This window comes from Devosia honganensis (assembly GCF_042648785.1).
Taxonomy (GTDB): Bacteria; Pseudomonadota; Alphaproteobacteria; order Rhizobiales; family Devosiaceae; genus Devosia; species Devosia honganensis.
Genome location: NZ_JBHRYD010000015.1, coordinates 94,592 through 110,642, shown reverse-complemented (window position 1 = coordinate 110,642; position 16,051 = coordinate 94,592). Strand labels below are relative to the sequence as shown.

Annotated in this window: 21 protein-coding genes; 14 read left to right on the top strand and 7 right to left on the bottom strand. The window is 67.4% G+C overall.

What is annotated here, in order from left to right:
• Window positions 1–2: 2 nt before the first annotated feature.
• The 8 genes from ACFOOL_RS15545 to ACFOOL_RS15510 all read left to right on the top strand — a co-directional run bounded on the left by ACFOOL_RS15545 (window position 3) and on the right by ACFOOL_RS15510 (window position 5,536).
• Window positions 3–1,610 carry a proton-conducting transporter transmembrane domain-containing protein gene (locus tag ACFOOL_RS15545; RefSeq protein WP_380098238.1) on the top strand — a complete coding sequence of 536 codons (1,608 nt, stop codon included), beginning with the start codon at window positions 3–5 and terminating at the stop codon, window positions 1,608–1,610.
• Entirely contained in the window at window positions 1,607–2,086 is a 480-nt protein-coding gene (locus tag ACFOOL_RS15540) for a Na+/H+ antiporter subunit E (protein ID WP_380098237.1), read from the top strand. Before ACFOOL_RS15545 ends, ACFOOL_RS15540 begins: the two co-directional genes overlap by 4 nt.
• A complete protein-coding gene (locus tag ACFOOL_RS15535) occupies window positions 2,083–2,382 on the top strand; it encodes a monovalent cation/H+ antiporter complex subunit F (RefSeq protein WP_380098236.1) in 300 nt (99 codons plus the stop codon). The genes ACFOOL_RS15540 and ACFOOL_RS15535 overlap by 4 nt, the downstream gene beginning before the upstream one ends.
• Complete coding sequence (gene mnhG / locus ACFOOL_RS15530; protein ID WP_380098235.1) at window positions 2,382–2,741, top strand: monovalent cation/H(+) antiporter subunit G; 360 nt, start codon at window positions 2,382–2,384, stop codon at window positions 2,739–2,741. The genes ACFOOL_RS15535 and mnhG overlap by 1 nt, the downstream gene beginning before the upstream one ends.
• A 121-nt stretch (window positions 2,742–2,862) precedes the next feature.
• Window positions 2,863–3,285 carry a MucR family transcriptional regulator gene (locus tag ACFOOL_RS15525; RefSeq protein ID WP_380098234.1) on the top strand — a complete coding sequence of 141 codons (423 nt, stop codon included), beginning with the start codon at window positions 2,863–2,865 and terminating at the stop codon, window positions 3,283–3,285.
• 284 nt (window positions 3,286–3,569) lie between these two features.
• On the top strand, window positions 3,570–3,929 hold the full coding sequence (locus ACFOOL_RS15520; RefSeq protein ID WP_380098233.1) for a helix-turn-helix domain-containing protein: 360 nt from the start codon (window positions 3,570–3,572) through the stop codon (window positions 3,927–3,929).
• Window positions 3,922–4,425 carry a DUF6456 domain-containing protein gene (locus ACFOOL_RS15515; protein WP_380098231.1) on the top strand — a complete coding sequence of 168 codons (504 nt, stop codon included), beginning with the start codon at window positions 3,922–3,924 and terminating at the stop codon, window positions 4,423–4,425. The genes ACFOOL_RS15520 and ACFOOL_RS15515 overlap by 8 nt, the downstream gene beginning before the upstream one ends.
• Window positions 4,426–4,468: 43 nt before the next feature.
• Window positions 4,469–5,536, top strand: coding sequence for an acyltransferase family protein (locus ACFOOL_RS15510; RefSeq protein WP_380098230.1), 1,068 nt, complete (start codon window positions 4,469–4,471; stop codon window positions 5,534–5,536).
• A gap of 1 nt (window position 5,537) precedes the next feature.
• Here the strand turns inward: ACFOOL_RS15510 and ACFOOL_RS15505 are convergent, their stop codons facing one another.
• From ACFOOL_RS15505 to ACFOOL_RS15490, 4 genes are all read right to left on the bottom strand, one after another.
• The gene (locus tag ACFOOL_RS15505; protein ID WP_380098228.1) at window positions 5,538–5,966 is read right to left on the bottom strand and encodes a SufE family protein; all 429 of its coding nucleotides are present in this window, start codon (window positions 5,964–5,966) and stop codon (window positions 5,538–5,540) included.
• Between the two features lie 53 nt (window positions 5,967–6,019).
• Window positions 6,020–6,457 carry a GreA/GreB family elongation factor gene (locus ACFOOL_RS15500; protein ID WP_380098227.1) on the bottom strand — a complete coding sequence of 146 codons (438 nt, stop codon included), beginning with the start codon at window positions 6,455–6,457 and terminating at the stop codon, window positions 6,020–6,022.
• Window positions 6,458–6,714: 257 nt separating this feature from the next.
• Window positions 6,715–6,921, bottom strand: coding sequence for a hypothetical protein (locus ACFOOL_RS15495; RefSeq protein WP_380098226.1), 207 nt, complete (start codon window positions 6,919–6,921; stop codon window positions 6,715–6,717).
• A 377-nt stretch (window positions 6,922–7,298) separates the two neighbouring features.
• Window positions 7,299–7,592 (bottom strand): hypothetical protein, encoded by a 294-nt coding sequence (locus tag ACFOOL_RS15490; protein WP_380098225.1) that lies wholly within the window; start codon window positions 7,590–7,592, stop codon window positions 7,299–7,301.
• A gap of 364 nt (window positions 7,593–7,956) precedes the next feature.
• On the opposite strand from ACFOOL_RS15490, the gene ACFOOL_RS15485 reads away from it, so the two are divergent.
• From ACFOOL_RS15485 to ACFOOL_RS15475, 3 genes are read left to right on the top strand one after another with little or no spacing between them, the layout of a single operon-like run.
• Entirely contained in the window at window positions 7,957–9,768 is a 1,812-nt protein-coding gene (locus tag ACFOOL_RS15485) for a PAS domain-containing sensor histidine kinase (protein ID WP_380098223.1), read from the top strand.
• Window positions 9,765–10,922, top strand: coding sequence for a peptidoglycan-binding domain-containing protein (locus tag ACFOOL_RS15480; RefSeq protein ID WP_380098222.1), 1,158 nt, complete (start codon window positions 9,765–9,767; stop codon window positions 10,920–10,922). Before ACFOOL_RS15485 ends, ACFOOL_RS15480 begins: the two co-directional genes overlap by 4 nt.
• Before the next feature lie 44 nt (window positions 10,923–10,966).
• Entirely contained in the window at window positions 10,967–11,308 is a 342-nt protein-coding gene (locus ACFOOL_RS15475) for a DUF1491 family protein (protein ID WP_380098219.1), read from the top strand.
• Between the two features lie 3 nt (window positions 11,309–11,311).
• On the opposite strand, the gene ACFOOL_RS15470 is transcribed toward ACFOOL_RS15475, so the two are convergent.
• On the bottom strand, window positions 11,312–12,457 hold the full coding sequence (locus tag ACFOOL_RS15470) for a DUF2336 domain-containing protein (protein ID WP_380098218.1): 1,146 nt from the start codon (window positions 12,455–12,457) through the stop codon (window positions 11,312–11,314).
• 195 nt (window positions 12,458–12,652) lie between these two features.
• Here ACFOOL_RS15470 and ACFOOL_RS15465 point away from each other — a divergent pair, with 195 nt between their 5' ends.
• The 3 genes from ACFOOL_RS15465 to chrA are packed head-to-tail and all read left to right on the top strand — an operon-like array spanning window position 12,653 to window position 14,857.
• Window positions 12,653–12,823: a hypothetical protein gene (locus ACFOOL_RS15465; RefSeq protein ID WP_380098217.1), complete on the top strand. Its 171-nt coding sequence runs from the start codon at window positions 12,653–12,655 to the stop codon at window positions 12,821–12,823.
• A complete protein-coding gene (locus tag ACFOOL_RS15460) occupies window positions 12,753–13,640 on the top strand; it encodes a hypothetical protein (protein ID WP_380098216.1) in 888 nt (295 codons plus the stop codon). The genes ACFOOL_RS15465 and ACFOOL_RS15460 overlap by 71 nt, the downstream gene beginning before the upstream one ends.
• 8 nt (window positions 13,641–13,648) lie before the next feature.
• Complete coding sequence (gene chrA, locus ACFOOL_RS15455) at window positions 13,649–14,857, top strand: chromate efflux transporter (RefSeq protein ID WP_380098215.1); 1,209 nt, start codon at window positions 13,649–13,651, stop codon at window positions 14,855–14,857.
• A gap of 4 nt (window positions 14,858–14,861) precedes the next feature.
• Here chrA and ACFOOL_RS15450 read toward each other — a convergent pair whose 3' ends face one another.
• Both ACFOOL_RS15450 and ACFOOL_RS15445 read right to left on the bottom strand, forming a co-directional pair.
• Window positions 14,862–15,410 carry a DUF1254 domain-containing protein gene (locus tag ACFOOL_RS15450; RefSeq protein ID WP_380098213.1) on the bottom strand — a complete coding sequence of 183 codons (549 nt, stop codon included), beginning with the start codon at window positions 15,408–15,410 and terminating at the stop codon, window positions 14,862–14,864.
• The gene (locus ACFOOL_RS15445; RefSeq protein WP_380098212.1) at window positions 15,407–15,982 is read right to left on the bottom strand and encodes a DUF1214 domain-containing protein; all 576 of its coding nucleotides are present in this window, start codon (window positions 15,980–15,982) and stop codon (window positions 15,407–15,409) included. Before ACFOOL_RS15445 ends, ACFOOL_RS15450 begins: the two co-directional genes overlap by 4 nt.
• Window positions 15,983–16,051: the final 69 nt, after the last annotated feature.

The following is a 16,051-nucleotide window of genomic DNA, read 5'->3' as shown; positions in this document are numbered from 1 at the left end:
CCATGGACGCTGAAACAGCCATTGCCGAACTGCCCGCCGCGACGATCGACACGCTGACCCCCGTGGCCGACTGGGTGATCGTGCTGCCGGTGGTGCTGGCGCTGCTGGGGGCGGCGGGCCTGCTGACGGTCCGGCTCCGCCCCGGCATGCCGCTCATCGGCGCCCTGATCGTCATCGGCGGCATCATCGCCTGCGAAATCGCGCTGCTCGCGGAAATCCTCGCCAACGGGCCGGTCAGCATGACCATGGGCAAATGGTTGCCGCCCTTCGGCATCAGCCTCACCGCCGATCTTTTCGGGGCGGGCTTCGCGCTGGCGGCATCGCTGGCGACGCTGTGCGTGCTGATCTATGCCGAAACGGAGCGCGGCGCGGAAGATGACGGGGACGCGTTCCACGCCATGGTGCTGCTGCTGCTGGCGGGCGTCACCGGCGCGTTTCTCACCGGGGACCTGTTCAACCTCTATGTGTGGTTCGAGGTGACGCTGATCGCCTCGTTCGGGCTGATCGTGCAGGGCGGCAGGCCGGTGCAGCTCGACGGGGCGGTGAAATACGGTTTCCTCAATTTCCTCGCGACGACGCTGTTCCTTTTGTCGCTCGGGCTGCTGCACGGCCTGCTGGGTACGCTCAACATGGCCGATATCATGCGGGTGGCGCCGCTGGCCGATCCGGCGGCGATGGGCGGGATCGCCGCCCTGCTGCTATTGGCCTTCGGCATCAAGGCGGCCGCCTTTCCGGTCAATGCCTGGCTGCCGGCCGCCTATCATACGCCCAGGGCGGCGGTGTCGGCCCTGTTCGCGGGCCTGCTCACCAAGGTGGGCGCCTATGCCATGCTGCGGGCGCTGGTGGCCATCCTGCCGGGCAGCCGCGACCTGCTGGAGCCGGTGCTGGCGCTGCTGGCGATCTTCACCCTGCTGCTGGCCCCGCTCGGCGCCATTGCCGAAACCAATCTGCGGCGCGCCATCGGCTTCATCGTCATCGGCGGCATCGGCGCCATCCTCGCGGGGCTGACGCTGCCCACGGCGAACGGCATCGCCGGGGCGGGCCTTTATATCTTCCATGCCATTTTGACGATGACAGCGCTCTACATGGTCGCGGGGCTGGTGGAAAAACGCACCGGCGCCACCGATACCCGCCGGATGGGTGGGCTCTATGCGGCGAGCGCTCCGCTTTCGGTATTGTTCTTCGTGCTGATGCTGGCCGCGACGGGCGTGCCGCCCTTTCTCGGCTTCTGGCCCAAGCTGCTGCTGCTCGAAGCGACGCTGGCCGGCGGCAGCGTAGGTGGCGAGGCCGGCTGGATCGGGATTGCCCTGACCGTTGCGCTGCTGGTCAATGCGGTGCTGACGCTGATCGCCGGCACGAGGCTGTGGGCGCACATATTCTGGCGTGCCGGGCCGGAGGGGGCGGTCTCTGAACACCACCACAATCAGCACGTGCCCTTGCCGCCGCGCGGGCGGCTGGGGCTGGCCTCGGCGGCGGTGCTGGCCGCCGCGATCACCGTGGCGGGGCTCTGGCCCAGCCCGCTTCTCGACGGCGCCAAGGGCGGGGCTGCCGACATTGTCGAGCCGGCCCGCTATGTGGCGGCGACCGGGCTGGCGGAGGGCGGCTCATGACCCCGGCCTTTCTCGTCGCGCTGCTGGCGCTGATCTGGGCCGGGGTCACCGGCAATTTCTCCGGTCTCAACCTGCTGTTCGGCGGTGTCGTCGGCGGCGGTGCGCTGCTGTTGCTGCGCCATTCGCTGGGCGGCGGGCCGGTGTTGCGCCGCGCGGGGCGCGTCCTGTCGCTGCTGGCCCTGTTCCTTTACGAATTGATCGCCAGCGCCGTGCGCGTCGCGCTGGTGGTGATTCGCCCCGACATGGGCAAGGTGCTGCGGCCGGCCATCGTCGCGGTGCCCCTCTCGGTGAAGTCGGACGCCGAGATCACCCTTCTGGCCAATATGATCACGCTGACCCCCGGCACGCTCAGCATCGACGTCTCGCCGGACCGGAGCGTGCTCTATGTGCATGTGCTCACTCTCGATGACCGCGAGGCGCTGATCGCCGATATCGCCAACGGTTTCGAAAAGCGGATCAGGGAGGTGTTCGAATGAGCCCGGAACAATTCATCGACTGGATCACGCTGGCGTCGTTGGTCCTGCTGGCGCTGGCGCTGCTGCTCTGCCTCGTCCGCATCGTCGCCGGGCCGAGCCTGCCGGACCGGGTGCTGGCGCTCGACACGCTGACGGTGGTGGCCATGGGCTTCGTCGGCGCCGTCGCGGTCAGGACCGGGCTGGCGCTCTATCTCGATATCGCCATTGCCCTGGCGCTGCTGGGGTTTCTCGCCACGGTGGCGCTGGCGCGATACATCCTGCTGCGCAGCCGGGCCGGGCGCGGGGAGGCAGGGTGATGGCGGGCGAAGTGATCCTCTATCTGGGGGGAGCGCTGCTGCTCGTGGGAGCGGTCTTCGCGCTGCTGGCCGCCATCGGCATCCTGCGTCTGCCCGACCTCTATACGCGCATGCACGCCGCGTCCAAGGCCGGCGCGGTGGGCGGCGGACTGATCCTGCTTGCCGTGGCCCTGTCGAGCCAGGATGCCGCAGTCGCGCTGCGGGCCGTTATTGGTCTCATGTTTCTATTGCTCACCACACCTCTTGCTGCGCATCTATTGGCGCGGGCGAGTCAACTTGCTGGATACGAGCCGTGCAAAGAAACTGTTCTGGATGAAATTTCTTCAAATGCAGAACAAAATCCCGCCTTACAAAAGTGATGAGAGTTATATGTTGAATGACATCACCACCGGTTGCGTGGCTCAGTAAACGATCATACGAGAGCAGTAAGGCAGGAGCCGCCCCTGTTGCTGCCCAATAATAAATTGGAAGGTTGAAAAAATGAACGACGATACCGGCACGATCGCTGTTGCCGAGGCCGATCTGATCGAGCTCAGTACCGAAATTGTGTCCGCCTATGTCAGTCACAATGCGGTCAGCCCCGGGGATCTGACCAAGCTGATCTCGGAAGTGCACGGCGCGCTTCGCGCCCTGCAGACCAACGAGGTCCCGGTGCAGGTGGAAGAGCTCAAGCCTGCCGTTCCGATTCGCAAGTCCGTCACCAACGATTTCATCATCTGCCTCGAAGACGGCAAGAAATTCAAATCGCTCAAGCGCCACCTGCGCACCCACTACAATCTGTCGCCGGAAGAATACCGCGAGAAGTGGGGCCTGCCGGCCGATTATCCGATGGTCGCGCCGAGCTATTCGGCGACGCGCTCCAAGCTCGCCAAGGAACACGGCCTGGGCCGCAAGGTCGACTGAGCCGGACCATTCGCTCGCTCCGCTCAGGAGCGGCGCGCGGACTGCAGAACGCAAACTTCCGCACCATCTCTTCGTTACCGCATCGTTTCAGCCGGAAACCGGTTTCCCTTTTTCCCGCGCGATGCTCTCAATGTGGCGGCTGCCCGGCGGGCGGCCGCCATTGTTTTGCACCGCGGGGGATTTCTCCCCAAAAGTGAACGGCCCCGGCCAACGCACTTATCCCCGGGGCGGTAGCTTTCAGCGAGATTATAGGAATATTATCCTATATTCGTTGGAGCCGCCCCATGCATATCGATCCAGCCGCATTCCGGACCGCCGTTCCTCTGCTCGCGGCCGCACCGCCCCCGCCGGTTCAGCGGGTCGTCGTGCTGGTGGCGCGGGAGCTGAACGTGCCGGCCACCCTGCTGCTACATCAATCGCGCTGCCGGGCGCCGGCCGCGCGGGCGCGGCAACTGGCCATGTATCTCGCCCACGTGGTGTTCGGCCAGAGCCTTACCGCGGTCGGGGCGGCCTTCGGGCGGGACCGGACCACGGTATCCCACGCCTGCCGGCTGATCGAGGATATGCGCGACGACCGCCATTTCGACGATGCGGTGTGCCGGCTCGAGGCGCTGCTGACCGAGGCGGAGCCGGACCATGAATGAGCGCCATGCGGACGAAGGCACGCCCGAGGCCGTGCAGCGGCTGGCGGCGGCGCGTGGCGGGGAGGCCTTCCTGCAACCGCATCACGTCGAAACGGCGCGGCGCTTGGCACGGCTGTTCGGCCGGGCGCGGCTGATGCAGCGGACCACGCTGTCCTACGACCCGGCCCGGCTGGGCGGTACGCGCAACCGCCCGATGCAGGCGGAAATAAGCCATAGCGCCGCCGATGCGCGGCGGCTCCTGGCGCAGCTTGCGCGGCAGACGCCAGGGGATTGTTGGGGCGTGCTGACCGATATTTGCGGTTTTGACCGGGGACTGCAGGAGGTCGAGATCGACCGGGGTTGGCCGCGGCGCGGCGCCAAGCTCGTGCTCCGCATCGGGCTGGATCATCTGGCCGGTCTGTTCGGGCTGGCGGCGCGGGCCGAGGGCGCGGAGGGCGGCCGCATGCGCGCCTGGTTGCCCGAACGGCCGGCGATGTTCGGCGATGGGGGAGATTAACGATGTCCGCGCTCGCCATGCCCGGTCGATGCGGCGCCGTGATATGGAATCGTCCGATCCTCCGACCGTCCATGGCATCGTCGTGACCACCAGGCTGCACACCATCCAGTATCTGCGCGCCATCGCCGCGGTGCTGGTGCTCGTTTCCCACGCGCTGCTCTATCCGATGGTCGAGCAGACGCTGGCCTATGGAAGGATCGGCTGGCTCGGCGTCATCCTGTTCTTCGTGGTCTCGGGCTTCATCATGGTGGCGGTGACCGGGGCAGGGCGGTTCGACCCGCTCGGCTTTCTGCGGCGAAGGGTGATCCGGGTGGTGCCGCTCTACTGGGCGTTCACCCTGCTGGCCGCGTTGCTGGCGCTGATCTTGCCGGGCCTGTTCAAGACCACGATCTTCGACGGCATGCAATTGCTGCTCTCGATGGCCTTCATTCCCTTCTACAATCCGGCCAGCCATGGCCTGCATCCGCTCTACAAGCTCGGATGGACGCTCAATTACGAGATGTTCTTCTATCTGTGCTTCGCCCTGTTGGCGCCGCTGGCGGCGCGGGGGCGGGTGGTGGTGCTGACGCTGGCCTATCTGGCGCTGGCGGTGTCCGGCACCCTGCTGCATCCGCAGACCCCGATAGCGGCGTTCTACACCAGCTACATGCCACTGGCGTTCGTCGCCGGCGCCTGGCTCGGCCTCGCCCATGTGGAGGGGCGGCTCGGCGGGATCGGCCGGCGGATCGCCGTGCCGCTGGCGCTGGTGGGGCTGGCCGGGGCGATCGAGGGTTTCGCGCTGGATCGGGGTGCGGTGGAGGACGGAACGGCGTTTCTGGGCCTTCTGACCTGTTCAACGGCGGCAGTGGCGCTGGCGGTCGGCTTCGAGCCGAAACTGCCGCGCCTCGTCATGCTGGAGCGGCTGGGCGACGCGTCCTATTCCGTCTATCTGGCGCATATCTTCGCGGTGGCGGGCTTCGCCGGCGTGGCGCTGCGGTTCGTGGGGCAGGAGGACGGACTGGCGGTGAGCGGCGCGATAGCGGTGGCGGTGATCGGCGGCATCGCGCTGGGGTTGATGCTCTACGAAACCGTCGAAAAACCGATGATGCGGCGGTTGCGCCGCCCGATATAGGTCAGGCGAGGGCGGCCCGCGCCTCGTTGCGAATGCGGTTCACCATGGCGACGAGGCCATTGGATCGCTGCGTGGTCAGATGCTCGCGCAGGCCCAGATCGTCGAACAGCGCGATGGCATCGGTATCGGCGATCTCGCGCGCGGCACGGCCGGAATAAAGCGCCAGCAGCACGGCGACGAGGCCCTGCACGATCAGAGCGTCGCTTTCGCCGCGAAAGCTGAGGCCGGGGCTGCCATTCATCTCTTCGCGTTCCGCCACCAGCCAGACCTGCGACACGCAGCCATTGACCTTGTTGGCTGGAATGCGCTCGCCGTCCTCGAGCCGGGGCAGGGCCTGCCCCAGTTCGATGAGGTAGCGGTAGCGGTCTTCCCAGTCGTCCAGGAAGTTGAGATTTTCGGCGATTTCGCGGAAGGGTTGCGGCTCGGTCATGCGTCCTTATCTAGGCGATGGCCGGCCGCTTTGCCAGAGTGGAGGCGATACTTTCAGGCCGCGCTGGGGCCAGGCTCGTCCGACCCGGGCGGGGTGACCCCGAGCACTTTGAGCCGATGGGAACCCTGACCGGGCCGGGGCCGGGTGATGGTCTGCCCGGCGCGCAGGCCGAACAGCGCGGAGCCCTGCGAACTGGTGACGGAAAGCCGGCCTTCGGCCTCGTTCGCGTCCTCGGGCAGCACCAGTTCGGCGGTGCGCTCCAGGCCGGTTTCATCGCGGTAGCGCACCACGCTTCCCAGGCGCACGACGTCGGAGGGAACCTGCGCGTCGGGCACGCGGCGCGCCCGGTCGAGCTCGTAAAGCAGATATTCGGCATGGCCGTCCGCCGCGCCGGCATGAGTTCGCGCGACGTCGCCGAGGCGGCGGCACTCGTCTTCACCGACCACGATTTCGGGCGACTGGGTCCAGTCGGACAGGGAAATGGTGGTCATGCTCAAAGGCCTTCATGGATGGAAAAGGGCGGAGGGCGTTTGGGCATCGTGCCCAGCCGGCCGCCCTCGTGGGCCGCGCCGGTCCTCAAAGTCGCCCGCGATCGTTCGGCGCGCCGCGGGAAAGTCCTGTGGCACCAGGGGCAGCGCATGCTGGCGCGGGGGCGGGGTCCTGCACATGAGGGGCATAACCTCAGGGCGGGCATGGTTTTTACTCCTTTCATGTGGGCCGGGCCGTGAGGCCCGGCGAAACGGTCAATTCAAAGGCGTTCGCGGCTGAATTGCTCCAGGACGCGCTTGCGGTCGTCCAGGGATCGCAGCCTGATGGTCATGGTATGGGTCTTCACCGGCGTCTGTGCCGGCAGACTATAGGTCAAATCCGGCAGATGCGCATCCGCCCACTCGCGGAAGCGGCTCAGCTTGTTGGCGCCTTCGATGGGCAGGGTCACGGTATATTTGAACGTCATGTCCAACTCTCCAGGTCTGGATAGCCCGCACCGCCTCCATGCGCTGCATGCAGGGGCGACGAACTGATATCGATGGGGAAGGGTTCGGTTTTATCCTGGCGCCGCTCTTGCGCTTGGCAGGTGGCAGCGCCAGGCAGCTAGCGTGCCTGGCGGCAGCTAATTTTTCTCGGGATGATGACGAGGAAAACCGGCTTCATGCCAGTCATCATGGCCATATATCCAGTCTTGTCAAATCCGGGCCGGAAGCGGCGCCGGCGAATGAAAAAGCCGCAGGCACGGGCGTGTGCCTGCGGCAGGGGCCAGGGGTGTATGGAGTTGCGTCGCTTGGGGAAGGACACGCCCCCTGGGGTCTTTGCCGGGCCCTCGAGGGGCCTCCTTTATCCCGCGCGATCCGGTCGAGGTCGGGGATGGGGAACCGGATGCCGTGCCGGCTGGGCATGCATGGGGGCGCCGGCGAGCGGGTTGGTCTGGAGCGCGGCGGTGGCAAGGGCCTTGCCGCCGACGCAATGCAAATCGTCACACTCGATGGCCTCGATCCGCTCGGCCACGAACTGGCTGCCGCGCGCCATCGCCTCGGAGGACAGTGCCGCAGCGGCATCGCCCATGTCCACGCCCGGCCGGATGACCAGGAAGGCGAGGGTGAGCCAGAATGCGCTGCGCAGCAGAAACATGGGGACCGTTCCATCGCGGCGGGCCTATTCCCGTCCGACGGGGAAAAGCTATCGCCGGCGAATTAAGCCCGATTGCGTCAAGTCGATAAAATTTGACGCAAATTGCGCGGGCATGGGAGCGGGCGTACTTCCGGAACGGACCGCCTCCGGGCAACCCCTTGTTTACGCTAACTTTCAAAACCGCCGTGGGAAGGGCCGCCGGAGGGTCGCGCAGCGCCCTGCTTAAGCCCCTCTTAGGGTTGCTGGCGGAGGCTGGAGCCCAGCAAGACCCGATTCCATTCGGGCAGGGCGGCTCGGGGAAGAGCCGTGAAACGGCTCCGTCAGGTGCCGGGAAACAGGGCGTCGGGTTGTGAGTTTTTTGTTGATGCGTAGCTTCACCTTCTTCGGAGCCGGAAAGGGAGGCGATCCCGCCCTCTCGGGGGCGGGCGCCCGCCCCGAAGTGCTTCGGCGCAAGACCATTGCCAACAATGCCCGCATCCTGATCGCAGCGGCGGCACTTGGCCTGGGGCCGGCCGCCTATATATTGGCCGGCGGCGGCGCGCTGCCCCTGCTCGCCGCCATGCTGGTGCTGGCGGGGGGGCTGGTGAGCCTCGCCACCCATCGCCGCGCCCTCTACGACTTCGCCGCCATGGCGCAGGTCGCGACGCTGATGGCGACCGGCCTGGTGCTGACCGTTGCCGATCCGCGGCCGGGCGATGCCGGCCTTGCCATGGCGGTGCTGGGGCCGGTGCTGGCGGCGCTGGTGGCGCGGCGCGAATTGCGGCGGCTGAGCTGGCTGGCGCTGCTGCCCGTGCTCGCGCTCGGGGTTCTGGCCAATTTCGCGGGCCTGCCGTCCCAGCCGGCCTCCGGGCAGGCGCTGCTGGTGGCCTCGCTTTTCGGCTTCGTCGTGGCCTTCCTCGTGGTGGCCCATAGTTCCCACCGCATCAACGCCGCCTATGAGGTGCACGACAAGGCGCAGATCAACGCCTATCGGCACCTGATCGAACATGTCCAGGACGCGGTGCTGCGGTTTTCGCCGGAAGGTGTCGTGCTTCTGGCGTCGCGGTCCTCCGAGATGCTCTTCGGTTGCCCCCGTTACCAGATTGCCGGGCAGGGTCTTGCCGAGCGGCTGCACGTGCTCGACCGTCCGGCCTTCCTCACGGCTTTCGCCGATGCCAATCAGGGCGGACGCAGCCGGACCATCGAGGTGCGCCTGCGCCAGGACGATCCGCGCGCCGGCTCCGGCGTGCCGCGCTTCGCCTGGGTGGAGATGCAGCTTTCGCCCATCCTCGACGAAGCGGGGGCGGGGCCGCGCCACGACGTGATCGGCCTGCTGCGCGATATCAGCAGCCGCAAGGACGCCGAAGCGGCCATGGCCGAGGCGCGCCGCGCGGCCGAGGACGCCTCGCAGGCCAAGTCGCGGTTCCTCGCCACCATCGGGCACGAATTGCGCACGCCGCTCAATGCCGTGGTCGGCTTTTCGGAAATGATGACCAGCGGCATCGGCGGTGAATTGTCGGACACGCACAAGGAATATGCCGGGCTGATCCAGCAGAGCGGGCGGCACCTGCTGGGCGTGGTGGGCATGCTGCTCGACATGTCGCGCATCGAGGCGGGCAAGTTCGAGATCCAGGCGGCGCCGCTGGCGCCGGCGGAGCTGGTTCCGGCCTGCTTCTCCATGGTGGAGACGCTGGCGCAGGAGCGGCAGGTGCTGCTGGCGCCGCAGATCGAGGCCGATCTGCCCCTGCTGGTGGCCGATGAGCGCGTCTGCCGGCAGATCCTGATCAACCTGCTCTCCAACGCCATCAAGTTCAGCCATGAAGGCGGCACGGTGACGGTGACGGTCAAGCGGCAGGGCCAGTCGATCAACTTCTCGGTCCGCGACCGGGGAATTGGCATGGCGCCGGCGGCGGTGGCGCGGATCGGCGAGCCGTTCTTCCAGGTCCAGGACGGGCTGGCCCGCAAATATGAGGGAACGGGGCTGGGCCTTTCCATCGTCAAGGGGCTGGTGGAACTGCATGGCGGCACGCTGCGGGCCATGTCGGAGATCGGGGCGGGGACAACCATCACCGTTCTGCTGCCCATAAACGGTCCGGCAACCAAACCAGGTGATACTGCCGACATCCTTCCTCTTTATCGCGAGCCTCCCACCGCCTCCCCGACGACATGGCCAAACGAAAAAAGAAAAGCTCAATGACGGCAACGACCTTCACCCAGCTCCCGCTGATGGCCGGCAGCGCCCTGTTCGGCGCAGCGGGCCGCGCGGGCCTATGGGCCTTTTCGCGCTATATGCGCGCACCGCTGGCCTCGACGGGCCTGATGGCCATGGTGACGCTGACGGCGCTGGCGGGCAGCAATGCCCTCTATTTCCAGACGGCCGAGCATCCGTCCCCATTCTTCATGCCTGCGCAGGACGTGGTGGCGCCGCTGCCGACCCCGGCGGTCGCGCGGCCGGAGGATAATCGCGTGCCGGAGCCGGAAGCGGCGCCCGCTGCCGTCGCCGCTCCGGTGGCGACGATGGAAACCACCGGCAGCGTGCCGGCGGCAAGGGCGGTGCCGGATGCGCCGGTGGGCAATGCGCAGATGTTCGCGGTGCAGAGGAAACTGGCGGAACTGCAATTGTTCACCGGCAAGGTGGACGGCTATTACGGCCCGCAGACCGCCGAGGCGATCCGGGCCTTCGAGCAGCGCAACGGCATGACGCCGACCGGTGCGCTCGATCCGCGCGTCATCGACGCCATCCTCGGCGCGGACCCGGCAGGCCGCGTGACCGCGCCGCAACCGCAGGCGGCAATGCCGGCGCCGGCCGCGCAGCCGGCTCCCGCGCCGGTCCGGCAGGCGGTCGTGACGCCGCAGCCGGGCCCGCAGGACCAGGTGGTGGCGCGCCTGCCGGAGCTATCTCCGGCCGAACGGGCGTTCGACACCGTCGCCCAATCGGCGGCGGACACCATCGATTCGATCATCGCCGCGGTGGATGTCTCGCGCTCCACCCCGCAAAGCGTCGCCAATCCGCCCATTCCCGCGGCACCGCTGCCCTCGCACGAGGCTCGCAGCCAGCCCATGCCGGCGCCGGTGCAGCAGGCATCGCTCCAACCCCAGGCAAGCCCCGTCGTCACGCCGCCAGTGGCCAGCACGGTGCGGGTGCCACCGGCCAACGATACCGAACTGGTCACGCAGATCCAGCGGGGCCTGGCCAGCCTGGGCTTCTTCCGCGCGCCGGTGGATGGCAAGCCGGGCCCCGAAACGGCCCGCGCCATCCGCGAATTCGAGAACTTCCACCGCTACCGGATGACCGGGCAGGTGCAGCCCGACCTGATCGATCTCTTGCTTCAGGCAGGCGCGACGATCTAGGACTTCCCCGATCCGGATTGGCCGGGGAGGGAGGTGTTTTCATGATGAGCCTGCGCAGCGATCTGTGGTGCCTGGCCTTCGTGCGCCGCCATAACGACAATGGCGACATGTGCGTGGTGGCGCGGCGCGGCGATCCCATTGCCGGGCAGGTTTTCATCGAGGTGGATCATCTCGACGGCACCCATTCGCTGTTCACCCCGGCCCCCATGGTCAGCCGCGGCGACAATGCCGGCCCGATGTTCCAGCGCCGCTTCGACCGTGTGGAACCCGGCAGGGTACGCGAGCGCATCGCGCAGGAAATCGCCTTCGATCCGGATCTGTGGGTGCTGAGCCTCGACAGGCGCGGCGACGATATCGGCATCGACCTGGTGCCGGAGGCGAGATGAGCCTTATCCGGCGCGACGGGCGCCGATGCGGGCCAGGGCCTCGATTGCCTCTTCCACCACCGGGTTGTGGGCCGGCGCCAGCGGCTTCGCGGTGCGGCGGCTGGGCTGGGTAAAGGGCTGGTGCTGGGGCTTGGCCAGTTCGAGCAGGTTCACCTCGCCGCGCCAGGCGCTCATGAGATAGGCCATGGATTCGGCAGAGACCGCTCCGAACAGGCTGGCATAGTCGGCAAGCGCCCGGGAGCGGTCGCTGTCATGGCTGGTGGCGTGGATGAGCACCTTGAGCCCGTCATAGGCGGTGGCGCCGAAAGCGCGCAGGATGACGAAAAGCGAGGCGCCGGTAACGTCATGGGCGATCTGGCCGCAGCGCACCTCGTCGAGTCCGGTGATCTGGGCGAGAAGGCGTGTCACCTCGGGGCGGCGATTTTCGGAAAACAGCTTCATCAGAGCCTTGGTGAGCTCTGCGGTCGCCACGGAAAGCTGCTCGATGGTGCGCGAGATCGGCGCAACCGGCGTCGTGCGGTTGGCGAAAGCCTGGATGACCTTGACGCGGTGAGCGTCGGAAAGATCGAAAAAGGCGGGTGCCAGCAGCGCGGCGTCGAAATCGTCGCGGCGGCCCAGGGCCTCGGCGACGAGGTGATCCATCTGGGCGGAGCGCGCCAGGGCGCTGAGATAGGCGCCGCGCGGGGCGATATCGGCATTGGCGGCGAGGGCGCGATAGACCTTGCGCGAATTCATCTGAAACAGCCGAGCCAGGACGACATTGGACAGCCCGGCGCGGCCCGCCAGCGTGGCGCAGGCCGGCACGTCATAGCGCGCGACGATGTCCAGCATGGTCTGGTCGGACAGGTCGAGGGCGCTTTCGAGGAAGGGAATGAGGTCCTCTCCGATATTGTCCACCACCAGGCGCTCGAGCGCGGGGGAGAGCAGTTCGGCCCGCCCGAGAATGGCGGCGCCCTTGGCACGGGCCTGCGGGCCGGCTGTGGGGAAGAGGCGGGCGGCCAGGGTCTCGAATTGTTCCATTTCGGGATGGGTCGGCTTGCCGCGCCGCGCATAGGCGTCGCAGGCCGCGATGAGGAGCGTATTGGTGCGATCGACGCCACCCGTCTCGATCAGTAGCTGAAAGGTCTCGTAGGGCTGAAATCCAAGCATTTCCGGCGCAACCATCGACTCGCATCCGCATCACAATCGATGCAGAACGACTTTTGCCGGCAATTCGTTAGCAGACTGTTAACCTTGACGATCTCTTAATGCGGGAAAGGGAAGGGCGTCGCGTCGGAACGGATCGCACTCGGCCCGCTGCCTCCAAAGAATGGGAGGGCGTGGCCATGCATATGGAGGCAAGCTTTGGGAAAGCTGCTGAAATTCGCCGCACGGAAGAAGTCCGAAGCCGCCGGCACGAGCGTGTCCGGCGATGCCCAGATATTGATCTTCACCGGGGTGCGTTATGAACGCTGGGCGCCGCCGCCACCAGAAACCCACGCCCAGAGCGGGCGGCGCAAGCGCAAGCGCGGCTGACGCGCTGGGAGCGCTGGCCCGCGCCGCCGGCCTGGTGATGCTCGCCGGTCTTGCTGCCGGCTGCGTGGCGCGCCCGGTGGGCGATTTCGGCCGGGCCCAGCCCGGTGTGCTGCACGACACCGTCATGCCCTATATGGGTGCGGGCCTCGCCCATTCGCGCAAGGAACCGGTCTCCAGCCTCAACCAGACCGACCAGGAACGCGAGATGCACGACCGCACCTGGCGCTTCCTCGTCGCTGCCCATAGCCGCGACTGGCAGTTCGATTCCTCGGTGGAACTGCAGCGCACCCGCATCGGCCGAGCCCGGGACCACAAGTTCACCACCGATCGCTATTATGCTTGGCTGCGCGGCACGCAATACCGCTCCTCGACCACGCGCTACGCCACGGTGGGGCGGCATATCCTCGCCGATTTCGACACGCTTCCGGCAACCTTCCGGGCCATCTGCGGGGTGGAGGAGGTGGACCGGCAGCGGCGGATCGCGGTGGCCGAGCTGGGTAGCATCGAGCCGGTCGTCGCCCATAATGTCGAGGCACGGCGGATGGAAAACCAATGGCATGTCGACTGGTTCGTGCGGGCGCTCAATTACCGCTACGAAAGCTATGCCTATGCCCTCGACCATCTGCTGGTGGAAACCCCGCACGAGCGGTCCATGGCGGTGGACGAAGCGTTGCGGCGGCTGCTGCCCTTCGTCGAGCGCGCCAATCGGGGCGATTTCTGCCTGGGCGGCATGTCCGGCGGCAGGGACGGGGCTGTCACCATAAGGTCGCGCTTCCAGACTATGGTGCAGGACAATGAGGTGATCCCGCAGAAATAGGCGGGAGGATGGGGCCATTGACCGACGACCAGCACACCGGCCGGGGCAATCCCGGCGAGGTGTTTTTCGCTTTCCTGAAACTGGGGGTGACCAGCTTTGGCGGCCCCATCGCGCATCTGGGATATTTCCGCGACGAACTGGTGATCCGCCGCCGCTGGACCGACGAGGCGGGCTATGCCGATCTGGTGGCGCTGTGCCAGTTCCTGCCGGGGCCGGCGTCGAGCCAGGTCGGCTTCGCGCTGGGGCTGCTGCGGGCCGGACCGCTGGGGGCGCTGGCGGCATGGGTGGGCTTCACCCTGCCGTCGGCGCTGCTGCTGGCGCTGTTCGCTTTTACCGCCGCGGCGCTGGAAGGGCCGGTGGCCCAGGGCGTGCTGCACGGGTTGAAGCTGGTGGCCGTGGCAGTGGTGGCGCAGGCGGTGTTCGGCATGGCCAAAAGCCTGACCCCGGACCGGGAACGGGCGGGCATTGCCGTATTGGCGGTGGGGCTGACCGTGCTGCTGGGCGGAGCCCTCGGGCAGGTCGGGGCCATCGCGCTGGGGGCGCTGGCCGGGCTGTGGCTTTGCCGGGGCGGCGAGACGCCGACGGCACGGCAGGCGTTTCCGGTGTCGCGTCGTGCCGGGATCGTGGCGCTGGTGGTTTTCGCGGCGCTGATGCTGGGCCTGCCGCTGCTGGGCGGGGCGGGACAGGGGCTGGCCCTGTTCGACGGATTCTATCGCGCCGGGGCGCTGGTCTTCGGGGGCGGCCATGTGGTGCTGCCGCTGCTCGAGGCGGAAACCGTCGCCCGGGGCTGGCTGACGCAGGACGCGTTCCTTGCCGGTTACGGGGCGGCGCAGGCGGTGCCCGGCCCGCTCTTCACGTTCGCCGCCTATCTGGGTGCAGCCATGGCGCCGGTGCCCAATGGCGTCACTGGCGCCATTATCGCGCTCATCGCCATTTTCCTGCCGGGCATGCTGCTGCTGGTGGGCGCCCTGCCGTTCTGGAACGGGCTGCGGCGCTGGCCGGCGGCGCAGGCGGCCATGCGCGGCGCCAATGCCGCCGTAGTGGGGCTGCTGGGTGCGGCGCTTTACGATCCGGTCTTTGTCGGCGCCGTGCAGTCGCCGCGCGATTTCGTGCTGGCGCTGGCGGGGTTCGTGGCGCTGATCGCCTGGAAGTCGCCGCCCTGGGTCGTGGTCGCGGCGCTGGCCGCGGCGGGCGGCCTGATCGGTGCACCGGGATAAGCCTTCAGCCGGGACGAGGGCCGCAGCGGAGCCTGGCGAGTTCCTGTTCGAAACGGGGCCGCATGACTTCGTGGGGCGGGGACAGGCGGACGAGGATGAACAGCTCGTCGCTTTGCGCCTCCACCACCAGCAGGCCCTCGGCGATGTCGATCTGCTGGCGGGCAAGCAGGCGCGTCTGCGCGGCGTTGAACAGGCCAAGTTCGACCGTCTGGCCGATGCCGTCGCGATTGGTGGTGGAATAGGTGACGATGCCGGCGGCGTCGAATACGGCGACCGACCAGAAGGCGTCGGGCAGGGTGCCGCTGAGATAGACCGGTCCTTCGGCAAGGTCGACCTGGCAGAGGCCATAGGTCAATTCCGGGTCCAGTTGCAGCGGATTGGGCTCGCCCGGCTGCACTTGGGGCAGGACCAGAACGCTATTCCGTGCCTCGAGGGCGGCGATGCGGGTCCAGGTGGTCTCCTCGGCCAGGAGGGGCAGGGTAAGAATGGTGACGATGTGGATGGCGCCGCCCAGCAGCACTCCACCCAGCAGCCAGAGCAGGAGCCGGATCATGCGCAATCCTCCAGGGTGACGGAGGGCATGACCATGTCGGCCGAGCTGAAGCCGGACAGCGCCGTGGTGTCGTAGAGGTTGAGGACCAGGCTGAACGGACCCTCGCCCGCCAGTTCCAGCCAGTTGGAGGGGCGCAGGCGGGTGCCCACATGGATGCGCACGGCTCCGTCGTCGGTGCGCGCGATCTCGCTGGAGCGCAGCGCCGCGTCGGTGCCGGGCGCGGCCAGGTTGATCCACTCCGCATCCACGGCGGACAGGGTCCAGAAGGTGGAAATGGGCATATGTCCGTCCAGGCGGTAGGAGCAGGCGAGATCGAGCGCCGCTCCATCGCTGTCGGTCCGGGCGATGAATTGCAGGCCTTCGCTGCGTCCGAGCTGCAAGGCCGCCTCGCGGGCGATATGGCCCCTTGTATAGGGATTGGGCGCGGGCGCGCCGATATCGGGCCAGGCGGTCCAGGGGCCGAGCGATACCGCCCCGAACAAGCGTCCATCGGTGAGCGCGTAGTAGCTGAGGCCGAAACCGACGCCGAGGGCGATGGCGATCGTGGTCAGGAGGCGCAGGACAAAACGCAAGGGTCAGCTTCTCTGCGATTGTGGCATGGGTGCAGGACCGGCCGCGTTGCACAATGACAAGGCTATAGC

Coding starts and splice junctions, on each gene's coding strand:
- ACFOOL_RS15480 (WP_380098222.1), top strand. CDS start 9,765: ATGACGGCAACGACCTTCACCCAGCTCCCGCTGATGGCCGGCAGCGCC.
- ACFOOL_RS15450 (WP_380098213.1), bottom strand. CDS start 15,410: ATGATCCGGCTCCTGCTCTGGCTGCTGGGTGGAGTGCTGCTGGGCGGC.
- ACFOOL_RS15485 (WP_380098223.1), top strand. CDS start 7,957: ATGCGTAGCTTCACCTTCTTCGGAGCCGGAAAGGGAGGCGATCCCGCC.
- ACFOOL_RS15460 (WP_380098216.1), top strand. CDS start 12,753: ATGAACGCTGGGCGCCGCCGCCACCAGAAACCCACGCCCAGAGCGGGC.
- ACFOOL_RS15525 (WP_380098234.1), top strand. CDS start 2,863: ATGAACGACGATACCGGCACGATCGCTGTTGCCGAGGCCGATCTGATC.
- mnhG (WP_380098235.1), top strand. CDS start 2,382: ATGGCGGGCGAAGTGATCCTCTATCTGGGGGGAGCGCTGCTGCTCGTG.
- ACFOOL_RS15510 (WP_380098230.1), top strand. CDS start 4,469: ATGGAATCGTCCGATCCTCCGACCGTCCATGGCATCGTCGTGACCACC.
- ACFOOL_RS15520 (WP_380098233.1), top strand. CDS start 3,570: ATGCATATCGATCCAGCCGCATTCCGGACCGCCGTTCCTCTGCTCGCG.
- ACFOOL_RS15470 (WP_380098218.1), bottom strand. CDS start 12,457: ATGCTTGGATTTCAGCCCTACGAGACCTTTCAGCTACTGATCGAGACG.
- chrA (WP_380098215.1), top strand. CDS start 13,649: ATGGGGCCATTGACCGACGACCAGCACACCGGCCGGGGCAATCCCGGC.
- ACFOOL_RS15490 (WP_380098225.1), bottom strand. CDS start 7,592: ATGTTTCTGCTGCGCAGCGCATTCTGGCTCACCCTCGCCTTCCTGGTC.
- ACFOOL_RS15535 (WP_380098236.1), top strand. CDS start 2,083: ATGAGCCCGGAACAATTCATCGACTGGATCACGCTGGCGTCGTTGGTC.
- ACFOOL_RS15515 (WP_380098231.1), top strand. CDS start 3,922: ATGAATGAGCGCCATGCGGACGAAGGCACGCCCGAGGCCGTGCAGCGG.
- ACFOOL_RS15500 (WP_380098227.1), bottom strand. CDS start 6,457: ATGACCACCATTTCCCTGTCCGACTGGACCCAGTCGCCCGAAATCGTG.
- ACFOOL_RS15545 (WP_380098238.1), top strand. CDS start 3: ATGGACGCTGAAACAGCCATTGCCGAACTGCCCGCCGCGACGATCGAC.
- ACFOOL_RS15505 (WP_380098228.1), bottom strand. CDS start 5,966: ATGACCGAGCCGCAACCCTTCCGCGAAATCGCCGAAAATCTCAACTTC.
- ACFOOL_RS15540 (WP_380098237.1), top strand. CDS start 1,607: ATGACCCCGGCCTTTCTCGTCGCGCTGCTGGCGCTGATCTGGGCCGGG.
- ACFOOL_RS15495 (WP_380098226.1), bottom strand. CDS start 6,921: ATGACGTTCAAATATACCGTGACCCTGCCCATCGAAGGCGCCAACAAG.
- ACFOOL_RS15475 (WP_380098219.1), top strand. CDS start 10,967: ATGAGCCTGCGCAGCGATCTGTGGTGCCTGGCCTTCGTGCGCCGCCAT.